Origin of the sequence: Neisseria sp. S1 (assembly GCF_048060015.1) — a bacterium.
GTDB lineage: Bacteria > Pseudomonadota > Gammaproteobacteria > Burkholderiales > Neisseriaceae > Neisseria > Neisseria arctica.
This window is the reverse complement of the sequence record NZ_JBLUPI010000017.1, coordinates 1-11,109: the sequence shown is the minus strand read 5'-3', so window position 1 is coordinate 11,109 and position 11,109 is coordinate 1. Positions and strand designations below refer to the sequence as shown.

The window sequence follows — 11,109 nt, the reverse complement described above, 5'->3', positions numbered from 1 at the left end:
CAGACGGTTTTTTTGCAGAATAAGCCAATCTATAAACAGTAACCACTAAAAAAGCTTTATTTTAGAGCCAATTCAAGAAAATAAGCTGCTTTGATGCCTTTAGGTAAGGATATAGGCGGCTTTCTGTATAATGAAGGAAGAAATATTTATATGGAAGCTTTCCGGCCGAGGGTAGCAAACCTAAATATGTGTCGGGAGACCCCTATGCAATATTCCCACGATAACAATACCCAATTATAGGAGAACTCATGCAGCAGAAACCTTTTCCCCGCGTTTTGACCATAGCCGGATCTGATTCAGGCGGAGGGGCAGGCATTCAGGCGGATTTGAAAACCTTCGGCGCGTTAGGCGCTTACGGAGCCAGCGTAATTACGGCGGTAACGGCTCAGAATACGCGCGGTGTGCAGGGTGTGCATGTGATACCGCCGCAGATGATTGGGCAGCAGTGTGAGTCGGTATTTAGCGATATACGCATTGATGCGGTGAAAATCGGCATGCTGCCCGATGCCGCCAGTATTCGTGTGGTGGCAGATATGTTACGCCGCTATACCGTTCCTTTTGTGGTGTTGGATCCTGTGTTGGTGGCAACCTCAGGCGACAGGCTGGCCTTGGAAGATACGGTGGAAGTAATGTGCAGCGAGCTGCTTCCTTTGGCTGATGTCCTGACACCGAATTTAAGTGAGTTGGCGGCTTTGACGGGTAATCCGCTTGCCACGGATGAAAAAGAGATGTTGGTGCAAGGCGAAAAATTGTTGGAGTCGGGAGCAAAAGCTGTTTTGCTCAAAGGCGGGCACTGGCAAAGCCAAGAAGAGGCCCGTGATTGGTTGGTACAACAATCGGAGCAGCCGCAATGTTTTGTGAATGTGCGTGTTCCGACTCAAAATACACACGGTACGGGTTGCACGCTGTCGGCGGCAATTGCGGCTTTGTATCCGCATAGGGGCAATTTGAATTTTGCCGTAGCCTCAGCCAAAAGCTATCTGCATGGGGCGATAGAGGTCGGCCAATATTGGCATCTCGGCAGCGGGCATGGTCCTCTGGCACATTTTTGGCGTACGGTTCGGGATTGATTGCCGGTGTTTATCCAAAATAAGTAAAGCTTAAAAGCCGCTATTTTACGAGGCCGTCTGAAATTTTCAGACGGCCTGTTGTTTTCATGTTTCGATATGGCGGCTTTATACGCCGAACCCCGGTTTTATACCGCTGACTCTGTTTGCCAAACGATGCCGTCTTGTATCAAAAAAAGCATATCGGCTATATAATCCGGTCTTATGAAAACGATTACTTCCGCACAAAACGAACAATTGAAGCGCTTGGCCAAACTGCTTGGTTCTGCCAAAGCACGCCGGGAGAAGGCCCAAACGGTATTGGAAGGCATACATTTACTGCAAATGTATCTGCAAAACGGCTTTGAGCCTTTGCAGGTGTATGTTCCCGAATCTAAATTACAATTTGAAGAGGTTCAATCCTTATTGGTACTTTTGCCGCCGGAAAAGGTGGTGTGCGTAAGCAAGGATGCTCTGGGAAAAATTACCAGCCTGGCCGAAGGCGAAGACGTGATGAGCCTGATTGCCATTCCGGCTAAAGAGGCATTGCCGCAAAACGGAGATTGCGTAGTGTTGGAGCGGGTACAGGATCCGGGCAATGTCGGTACGATTTTGCGTAGTGCTGCCGCATCAGGAGTTTCGCAGGTGGTGTTGAGCGAGGACAGCGCCGATGTTTGGTCGCCGAAAGTATTGCGTGCCGGCATGGGAGCGCATTTTTTATTGAGGCTTTTCCGCGGCGATTTATTGCAATGGCGTCAGGCTTACAAGGGCAAGGTTTGGGCGACCGCTTTGAGCGAAAAGCGTCATTACAGTTTGTACGAAATGCCCGAGCATATGCCTTGCGCGTGGGTGTTCGGCAATGAAGGCAGCGGAGTAAGCGATTCTATGCTGGATTCGGCGGATGGTACGGTAAAAATTCCGATGGCTGGAGCAACCGAGTCGCTCAATGTGGCGATGGCGGCGACTATATGTTTGTTCGAACAGATGCGGCGGCGTTTATAGGCTGTTTGATGTGATGGCGAAATAGCGGTATTTATAGTGCCGATGACAATTTGAAAATAGGAAAAATAATGCAATTACAAACATTTGATGATGCGGCTGCGAAACGTTTGGCCGGGCTTTTGGATAGCAAGGCCGAAAACGGCAATGCTATGCGTTGCGACGAAGTACAAGGCTTTATGATGGCTTTGCTTTCCGGTCCGGACGCTTTGAATACGGCCGAATGGCTGCCCGAGGTGCTGGGTGATGAAGAGTTGTTTGACGAGGCAGAGAAGGCCGAAGTTGAAAAGTTGGTTTTGAGCTGGGCGGCCGATATGAAACAGCAGCTGGCGGCGAAAAAACTGCCGGAGTTATGTTTGTATGATGATGAACAGGGCAACAGCGATTTTTTCAGCTGGTGTAATGCCTATCTCTATGCTCTTGACGTCGTGCCTACCGACTGGTTTGCCGAGGTTGATGATGAAGAATTTGAAGACTTGTTTTATCCGTTGATGGCATTGGCCGGGTTTTACGATGAAGATGAAGAAGGGCGCACCGTACTTTCCCTCAGTGATAAAGAGCTGACGGCATTAGAAAGTGAAGTTCCGCATACCTTGCTGGATATTTACGGTTATTGGCAGGCGGTGATTAACAAACCTAAAACTGTGCGTCGGGAAGGTGAAAAAATCGGACGTAACGATGCTTGCCCGTGTGACAGCGGTAAAAAGTACAAAGCCTGTTGCGGTAGAAGTTAAGTTATGATTGGCTGTTAAAGTATTTTAGTGTAAAAGGCCGTCTGAAAACTTTCAGACGGCCTTTCATTGTCGCCTGCTAATATACATCAGCTTTACCACCATTTTGTAAAAGACTACAGTAAAATACATTTTTTCTAAAAATTAAGCCTTTGAATATTACAGACTATCACCTCGATGCCGATGAAATTTCCCTCTTTCCGCCCCTTTTTGATAGCAGTATTGCTAACCGCTTTAGCCTATAGTTTTTGGACAAGTCCGGCGTGGCTGCAACTTTGTTATGGCTTGGCTTTGTTTTTATTTGGCATGCAGTGTATTGAAGAAGGTTTGCGTAATGCCGCAGGAGGTACCTTAGAACGATTGATGGCGCAGAGTACGGCAACCCCGGTGCGGGGTATGTTGTTCGGCATGGGGGCGACTTTTATCCTGCAATCCAGCACGTTGGTATCTCTGCTGACCATTGCTTTTTTAAGTACGGGGCTGATCGGTTTGGCAGGCGGCATAGCCGTATTGCTCGGTACCAATTTGGGGGCGACAAGCGGTATTTGGCTGCTGGCTTTGGCCGGGCAGAGCATCAGCCTCAGCCCCGTGGCCGTGCCGATGCTGGTGTTTGGTATTCTGATCGGTTTTTTCAAAGGAAAAATGAAGGCGATAGGGCGAGTTTTGGTTGGTATTGCCCTGATTTTTATCGGTATTGATGCGATTAAAAACGGTTTTCAAAATGTTGGCGACCAAGTCGATTTTGCTACGTTGGCCGCCGGCGGTGCGCTCGAAGTAGCCGTATTTAGCGGTATCGGGTTATTGCTTACCATCATTCTCCAATCCACACATGCAACCCTCATTCTTACGCTGGCGGCATTGGCCGGAGGGCAAATCAGCTTGGAGCAAGGGTTTGCCATTGCCGTCGGCTCAAACGTCGGCAGCAGCATTTCTACTGCTTTAGTCGGTATGCTGGGCAGCCAGCGCAGCGGTAAGCGGCTGGCTTTGGCACATTTGCTGTTTAACGTGGTAACAGCCGTGTTGTCATTATTATTGTGGCTTCCGCTTACGGGCGGAGTAAAAATGTTGGCCGGATGGGTCGGTTTGAACAATTTACTACAGCTGGCATTGTTTCATACCCTTTTCAATCTGTTGGGATTGGCGGTTTTTTGGAAACTGCAAAACCGCTTGGCCGATATGCTGATGCGCTGGCTGCCTGAACAGCCTGAAGAGGTACTGATTGCCGGTGAAATAGAAAGTAAAGCCCGTAAACCCCAAAAAGAAACGGTGAGCCATGCGCTTTACCTTTCCAAGAATATGCTTAAATCCAGCGATACCGCCGTGATGGCAGTCCATCAGGAGTTACGTCATTTCGGGGCACTTTGTTTGGAAGTCATTTGCCATGTTTTATTTGTTTCCTCAAAGCAGCTTTACGAACATGCGGAACAAGAATTGCCGCCTCCGGAACCGCCGTTGGAGCTCGACGCCGAGCAGCTTTACCGTTGCCACATTAAGCCTGTATACAGTGAGTTGTTGGATTTTACCAGCCGTGCTGATTTTGAAGATGCACAACAGCAGCATTTGATGATGCAGGCGCAATTGGCTGCATTGCATATGGTGGAAACGGTGAAGGACAGTAAGCATTTGCAGAAAAATATGCGCCATTATCTGCAACAACCCGATCACAGCCTATATCCCCATTACCTCGACTTGCGCAAACGTTTGTTTGATATTTTGGTTTTATTTAGGCAGACTGCCGCCCAACCTTTGTATAGCGAAGATTGGTATGCCGGTGTCGCACGCTTGGAAGAATATACCGTTATGCTTGACACCGCTTTCCGTAGCCAAGTTTTATTGTTGTTGAGAGACAAACAGATTGATGGCTGGGGCAGTAGCTCGTTGATGAACGATATCAACTATGCCCGCCGCATCGGTAGCGGTTTACTGGAAATTTTATGTGTAGCCGAAGACAAATTACTGGATGAAACCGAAGAAGATACAAAAATTTTGCATGTTTGAATAATCTGCCTTTTATTTTATTTCCGCCCGGGTAGTGTTTGTCCGGGCGGATTTTTGTTTACATACACCTCCGTACAAAATAAAACAGCCAAAAGCACTTGATACTTTTCAGACGGCCTTTATATGAAAAATGCACACCATTCAAAAAAAGGAAAAATCATGAAAGCCGTTTCCATGCTCAACCTTGTGCCGGTGCGTGCAGGGCAGACTAATGCCGAAGCCATCGGATCTATGGTTAAGCTGGCAAAGGAAGCCGAAAAACTCGGTTATGCGCGTTATTGGATTGCCGAACACCATAATACGGGCAGCTTGGTCAGTTCGGCCACACAATTGTTGATTGGCCATACTTTGGCGCATACGGAAACCATCCGCGTTGGCTCGGGCGGTGTCATGCTGCCTAACCATAGCCCGTTGTTGGTTGCCGAACAATACGGCACGTTGGCTACCATCTATCCAAACCGTGTTGATCTCGGGTTGGGTCGGGCTCCCGGCACCGATCAATTGACGGCAGCAGCCTTACGCCGTAACGAGCGGGATGTTTCGCTGAATTTTCCCGATGATGTCCGTGCCTTGCAGCGTTATTTTGGCCCGGCAGACAAACAAGGTTATGTGAAAGCATTTCCGGGCGTGGGCTTGGAAGTGCCGCTGTATATACTCGGCTCGAGTACCGAAAGCGCATACCTTGCGGCGGAGTTGGGTTTGCCTTATGTCTTTGCCGCACATTTTGCCCCGCGTATGCTGGAAATGGCCGTAGAAATTTACCGGCGCGGTTTCAAACCTTCGGCAGTGCTTGATAAGCCCGAAGTGATAGTGTGTTTGAATGCTATTGTGGCCGACAGCGATGAAGAAGCCGCTTATTTGGCAACTTCACAAGAGCAATTTTTTCTGAATGTGGTGCGAAATACGCGCAATCCTTTGCCCTTGCCGGTAGAAAGCATGGAGGGAGTATGGAGCCATGCGGAAGAAGCAATGGTAAGGCAAATGCTTTCTGAATCTTTGGTTGGCAGCAAAGAGAGTGTGGCCAAACAGCTTGAATCATTCCAAAGCCGTTTGCATGCGGACGAAGTGATGGCGGTCAGCTATATTTATGATGAAGAAAAGCAATACCGTTCCTACAGCTTGCTAAAAGAAATAGTTTCTGATGGCTGTATCGGGTAAGTAGAAAATAATATAAATGCCGTCTGAAAATATTTTCAGACGGCATTTATATTATTAGGGCTTGCGAGGGTGTGTTGTTAAAACAGATTGGCTGGAAAGTTTGCAATAGGTTCTTTACGGACAGGAAAATATTGTTATCTGAGAGTAGCTGGTGAAGGTTAATTGTTAATTTGGAGCTTCTTCAAGCTATTTTGGAAATTATTCGACAGCCGAGAAGTTTAGGCGGTTTGATAGGTGGATTATGTTGGCCGGTAAGTGTGTAGCCAAATTTAAATATTTAAGAAGTTTGCAAATGGCTGTTTGGAAATTGGTTTTAGGTTTTATTAGTATCAAGATCAAGCCCGTCTGGATCTTAAAAGTAAAGTGAGCCAGATTTTCTTTAGTTAAGAAGATTTTCAGTATTGCTTGCACTTACGGATTTAAAACAGGTCGTTTAAGCCGAGATAGCGCACTGCGCACAGTAATTTAATGTGAAACACAAAAAGTAGTTATCAAAAGAGTATTCGTTTATTTTAAATGTTTGGGTATAGCCGGGCAGCACACCTATGTTCAATTTACAGACAAATTAAAACATACCGTATCCTTATAGCTATCCGATTTCATCTGTATGAAATTGAAATGTCCTATAGATATAAAGGGTATTTAAACGGGAGTTTTCAAGCTGCGTGCAAGAGCTAAAGTATCGGCGATCATACCGTTTCCGCTACCGATTTTACTGGCAGTTTCAATAATTAGCAGATTGGCAGGGCGGCCGGCATGAAGGCTCATGCGCATTTCAGCAGCGGTGAAGGGCAGGCCGCGGCTTTGGAGAAATGCTTGGGCGCGGCGGTTTGCTGTGGTCAGCATGGGCAACAAGGTAATGTCGAGGTGGAAGCGGCGTACCCCCAAAACAATGATGCGGGCGGCAAACCAATCTGCTTCTTCAGTGAAAGTATCGGGGCTTGGCGCATCGAATTTATGACGCATCGCTGCAATCAGCATGGCTACGGTACGGATTTGAGGCAACATCGCTTCGCTGATCATCGGGTGCTCGCCGGTAGTTGCAGGTAATGTAGTTTGGCATAAATCGGTACGGTGGCTGTTGCCGTCTACAATCAGGTGGGTGCAGTGTAAGGGTTCTGTTTGCGGAAGGGTTTTCAAGGTCGCTGCTTTCATTTTATTTGCTCCGGTTAGATTCGGCGGCAAATAAAAGAAGCCGCCTAAGTTTTCTTGGGCGGCTTTTTTCGCGTTTGCTTATGTGGTTTTGCTGTGTTTCAGACAAGCGCAAAAGAGTACCGCACATTTGTGTGGTACCAATAAAAATAAGCAAAGGGGCGTAAATTAGATGTATTCATGGACTTGAGATTAAAACAAAGCATCGAGTATTGTCAATATCCAATTTGCAAAATCTATAATCATTTTTATAAACTCTTGTAATCCTTGCACTTTATTCTCCCCATTTTTTCATTAATGTGTGGGGGATGCGTAGCTGGTCAAGAATACGGGCAACAACAAAATCAATAAGGTCTTCTATGGTTTTCGGATGGTGGTAGAAACCGGGGGACGGAGGTAGTATTACCACGCCCAATTTGGCAAGATTTAAAAGGTTTTGAAGATGCAGGGCGGATAAGGGGGCTTCACGCGGGACGATAATCAGTGGTTTGCGTTCTTTGATGGCAACATCGGCCGCGCGTTCGATAAGGTGGTCGGAGGTGCCGTGGGCAATGGCGGCCACCACTCCCATGCTGGCGGGGCATATAATCATGGCATCGGCAGGATTTGTTCCAGATGCGGGCGGTGCAAACCATTCGTCTTTTCCGAATACCCGCAGCCGTTCGGGCGGAACGCGAAAATGCTCGCATAAGGTTTTCTGACAAGCATCTGCCGAAGCAGGCAGCTGAAGCGCCATTTCTTGCTTTGCAACCACTTGGGCGGCTTGGGAATAAAGCAGCCATACGGTTTTACCTGCATTTAGCAAACACTCGAGCAACCGCATTCCGTAAGGCATACCTGAAGCACCGGTAAAGGCTAGGGTAACGGTTTGTATAGGGTGCGTTTGAGTATTCATTGAAGGGAGCAGGTGCAAAAGTAACGGTAGGATTATAAACGATAAGGCAGCTTAAATGGGAATCGGAATAGCAGGAATGATGGCAGGAGATACATTGGGTACGGAAATGTTTTCCTAAAGGTTTTCAGACGGCCTTTGGGGAAAGATAAAGATATGGTTTAAGAAAAATAGGCATCTTATTTTTGATAAATGCTAAAAATTATATGAATATTGGAATTTTTCTCTTTTCTTAATATTTTTTTCTGTTATCTGCTTGCAGATTTCGGGTAGATACATTACATTTCTTCACATAAAAATTGAGCTTAAACTCAATGAGACGCCAAGTTAACAAGGCGAGAGAAGGAAGAGAAAAAGCAGTACCATTACAGCAAACGAGCTATCCGATAAAATTCGGATATAGCTCGTTTTTAATTTTGGGCTAGGCAAATCAAGCCAAAATCATTGTCTAAACGTTTTTCAGACGGCATCTGAGTTGCCTCAGTAAGTTTCAGTTGGTGTTTTAGTGCGCTTATGTGCAATGTGGGCAGTTAAGTATCGGGCATATCTGTGAATAATTAAAAACATAGCTGTGTTACAATAGCCGTTGGATTTTTTAATTTTCCGTTGTCAGATCAAGTAAAGGAAAAATGATGGCTCAAATCGCCCGTGATATTTTTAAAGCTTACGATATCCGTGGTATTGTCGGTAAGACGCTCACTGAAGATGCCGCATATTTAATCGGTAAGGCTATCGCATCACGTGCAGCCGCACAAAATCTCACTCATATCGCCGTAGGTCGAGACGGGCGTTTGAGTGGTCCGGCTCTGATGGATAATTTGATACGCGGAATTACCGAATGCGGAATTCATGTGTTGAATGTGGGTATGGTGGCCACCCCGATGCTTTATTTCGCCGCTATCCGCGAATGTTCCGGAAGCGGCGTAATGATTACCGGCAGTCATAATCCTCCTGATTACAATGGTTTTAAAATGATGCTCGGCGGCGATACTTTGGCCGGCGAGAGTATTCAGGAATTGCTAGCCGCTATCGAAAATGATGCTTTTGTAGAAAATGCGGTTACTGGAAATATTGCCCATAAGGATATTTCAGAAGAATACCGCGAATATATAGCAGCACATATTAAGTTGCGCCGCCCGATGAATATCGTTATCGATGCCGGTAATGGCGTTGCCGGAGCTTTTGCCGGTGATCTTTATCGGGCTTTGGGCTGTACCGTTACCGAACTTTATTGCGATGTAGATGGCAATTTCCCAAATCATCATCCGGATCCGGCCAAGCCCGAGAATCTTCGAGATGTTATACATGCATTGGAAAACGGCGATGCCGAAATCGGTTTGGCATTTGATGGAGATGGTGACCGTTTGGGTGTTGTAACCAAAGATGGCCAAATTATTTTCCCCGACCGTCAGTTGATGTTGTTTGCCCAAGATGTTTTGAGCCGTAATCCGGGGGCGAAAGTGATTTTCGATGTGAAATCCACCCGCTTGCTGGCTCCTTGGATTAAAAAGCATGGCGGGGAACCGATTATGGAAAAAACCGGGCATAGCTTTATTAAGTCTTCCATGAAGAAAAACAGCGCATTGGTTGCGGGGGAAATGAGCGGCCATACTTTCTTTAAAGAACGCTGGTTCGGCTTTGACGATGGCATGTATGCCGGCTGTCGTATGTTGGAAATTCTTTCTGCTTCGGATGATCCTTCTGCGGTATTAAATGCTTTGCCCGATAGTATTTCTACTCCTGAATTGAATATCCATCTGCCTGAAGGCAGTAATGGTCATCAGATTATTAGTGAGTTGGCGGCAGATGCCGAATTTGAAGGTGCGCAAGAGGTCATTACCATTGATGGCCTACGTGTTGAATTTGCAGACGGCTTCGGCCTGATGCGTGCTTCCAATACGACCCCCGTATTGGTATTGCGCTTTGAAGCCGATACGGATGAGGCAATTACCCGAATCCAAAGCCAATTCAAGCAGTTGATTGAAAGCTGCCCGGGCTTGAAATGGCCTTTATGATTAATTGCTTTTAAAACATTAAAAATATGCCGTCTGAAATTTTCAGACGGCATATTTTTTATCATGGTTTGCTAAATTAGGATTTAGGCAAGTTTGAAGATTGCTCCGTATTTTCCAGTTCGGTAACATGCGGCGCATCTGTTACGGGTACTTCGCTGACTGGAATTTGCTCGTCAGGATCAAGATCCGAAGGAGGGGCTACTTGTACCGCCTCTGCGATATCGGCTTCTAGCTTTTCAGGAGAGTGTGCATCAGTTTCTTCTACACTCATGCCTTCGCTTTGCAAAATGCTATCCGTGATTTCAGAAGCTGCAGGAGCAACTGCCGATGCGGCCAAATAAGAAACCGTAACCGATTTATTGCTGCGTAACGCCAGCTGTTCTTGCAAAGCCTCTTTACCCATCAGGCTTTGGGCTCCCGTACTTAAATGCTGTATCACTTTCTGATAGCTGCGGTTTAATTCATCTACTGCGGCAGCGGTATCGATAAAGTGTTTATCGACATCTTGACGGTAATGCTGGAAAGTTTGTACCAATTCTTCATGCTCTTTTTGCTTGGCTTTATTCTGACGCAATAAAAGCCATGTTATCAGGATACCAACTGCCAGTCCGATAACGAATGCCAGTATGAGTTGTACTTCCCAAGGCAGTGTGTTCACAATACTCTCCTTTTCCGGTTTGGTAATTTTAGGTTGCCCAAATATGAAAATAAATACCGTAGATTCGTATCATTTTCTTTTTTGGCAGCTATTTTCAAGAATAGATATAGTCTTCATCTTACCAATGAAGCGAATAGATAAACAAGGTTTATAGCTTATAAAGTTATTTGATTTTATTAAACAATAAGATATGTTGGAGAGAAATATAAATATGCAGCCGGATCGGCTGCCTGTATGTTACTGTTGCTCACGTTGGCTATACCAAGCGCGGCGGCATATTGTTGTCGGCTTTCTTGGCTATACGGGCTGGTGTTGGGGTTGCGTGCTATATCGGCCAAAATGGCCTGCTCAATCGGTTTTAACTCTGCCCAGATTCCTTTTTCGGCGTGTTGTTCATTGAGTTGCTGCAAGCGGCTTGATGCGGCTTCTTCTAGGCTTAATTCAGGTGTGATTATCATGT

General features: G+C 46.3%; 9 protein-coding genes and 1 pseudogene. 6 read left to right on the top strand and 4 right to left on the bottom strand.

Annotated elements, in window-relative coordinates:
• Nucleotides 1-248: 248 nt before the first annotated feature.
• The 5 genes from thiD (at nucleotide 249) to ACEPPX_RS10730 (ending at nucleotide 5,932) form a co-directional block, all read left to right on the top strand.
• Nucleotides 249-1,070, top strand: coding sequence for a bifunctional hydroxymethylpyrimidine kinase/phosphomethylpyrimidine kinase (thiD, locus tag ACEPPX_RS10750; RefSeq protein WP_416624036.1), 822 nt, complete (start codon nucleotides 249-251; stop codon nucleotides 1,068-1,070).
• A gap of 201 nt (nucleotides 1,071-1,271) precedes the next feature.
• Entirely contained in the window at nucleotides 1,272-2,048 is a 777-nt protein-coding gene (locus tag ACEPPX_RS10745; protein WP_416624035.1) for a TrmH family RNA methyltransferase, read from the top strand.
• 68 nt (nucleotides 2,049-2,116) lie between these two features.
• Complete coding sequence (locus ACEPPX_RS10740; RefSeq protein ID WP_416624034.1) at nucleotides 2,117-2,779, top strand: UPF0149 family protein; 663 nt, start codon at nucleotides 2,117-2,119, stop codon at nucleotides 2,777-2,779.
• A gap of 180 nt (nucleotides 2,780-2,959) precedes the next feature.
• Entirely contained in the window at nucleotides 2,960-4,774 is a 1,815-nt protein-coding gene (locus ACEPPX_RS10735) for a Na/Pi cotransporter family protein (RefSeq protein ID WP_416624033.1), read from the top strand.
• A gap of 159 nt (nucleotides 4,775-4,933) precedes the next feature.
• Complete coding sequence (locus ACEPPX_RS10730) at nucleotides 4,934-5,932, top strand: LLM class flavin-dependent oxidoreductase (protein WP_416624032.1); 999 nt, start codon at nucleotides 4,934-4,936, stop codon at nucleotides 5,930-5,932.
• 642 nt (nucleotides 5,933-6,574) lie between these two features.
• Here ACEPPX_RS10730 and ACEPPX_RS10725 read toward each other — a convergent pair.
• Entirely contained in the window at nucleotides 6,575-7,087 is a 513-nt protein-coding gene (locus ACEPPX_RS10725) for a hypothetical protein (RefSeq protein ID WP_416624031.1), read from the bottom strand.
• A 271-nt stretch (nucleotides 7,088-7,358) separates the two neighbouring features.
• Nucleotides 7,359-7,979 (bottom strand): flavin prenyltransferase UbiX, encoded by a 621-nt coding sequence (locus ACEPPX_RS10720; RefSeq protein ID WP_416624030.1) that lies wholly within the window; start codon nucleotides 7,977-7,979, stop codon nucleotides 7,359-7,361.
• 629 nt (nucleotides 7,980-8,608) lie between these two features.
• Between ACEPPX_RS10720 and ACEPPX_RS10715 the strand changes: the two genes are divergently transcribed.
• Entirely contained in the window at nucleotides 8,609-9,991 is a 1,383-nt protein-coding gene (locus ACEPPX_RS10715) for a phosphomannomutase/phosphoglucomutase (RefSeq protein ID WP_416624029.1), read from the top strand.
• 76 nt (nucleotides 9,992-10,067) lie between these two features.
• Here ACEPPX_RS10715 and ACEPPX_RS10710 read toward each other — a convergent pair whose 3' ends face one another.
• Nucleotides 10,068-10,649, bottom strand: a complete 582-nt coding sequence (locus tag ACEPPX_RS10710) for a YhcB family protein (protein WP_416624028.1) — start codon at nucleotides 10,647-10,649, stop codon at nucleotides 10,068-10,070.
• 176 nt (nucleotides 10,650-10,825) lie between these two features.
• Nucleotides 10,826-11,109 (bottom strand): annotated as a pseudogene (locus ACEPPX_RS10705) (hypothetical protein); the annotation flags it as partial.

What these genes read in the sequence shown, in the direction of transcription:
- thiD (WP_416624036.1), top strand. Translation starts at nt 249, where the DNA reads ATGCAGCAGAAACCTTTTCCCCGCGTTTTGACCATAGCCGGATCTGAT.
- ACEPPX_RS10745 (WP_416624035.1), top strand. Translation starts at nt 1,272, where the DNA reads ATGAAAACGATTACTTCCGCACAAAACGAACAATTGAAGCGCTTGGCC.
- ACEPPX_RS10740 (WP_416624034.1), top strand. Translation starts at nt 2,117, where the DNA reads ATGCAATTACAAACATTTGATGATGCGGCTGCGAAACGTTTGGCCGGG.
- ACEPPX_RS10735 (WP_416624033.1), top strand. Translation starts at nt 2,960, where the DNA reads ATGAAATTTCCCTCTTTCCGCCCCTTTTTGATAGCAGTATTGCTAACC.
- ACEPPX_RS10730 (WP_416624032.1), top strand. Translation starts at nt 4,934, where the DNA reads ATGAAAGCCGTTTCCATGCTCAACCTTGTGCCGGTGCGTGCAGGGCAG.
- ACEPPX_RS10725 (WP_416624031.1), bottom strand. Translation starts at nt 7,087, where the DNA reads ATGAAAGCAGCGACCTTGAAAACCCTTCCGCAAACAGAACCCTTACAC.
- ACEPPX_RS10720 (WP_416624030.1), bottom strand. Translation starts at nt 7,979, where the DNA reads ATGAATACTCAAACGCACCCTATACAAACCGTTACCCTAGCCTTTACC.
- ACEPPX_RS10715 (WP_416624029.1), top strand. Translation starts at nt 8,609, where the DNA reads ATGGCTCAAATCGCCCGTGATATTTTTAAAGCTTACGATATCCGTGGT.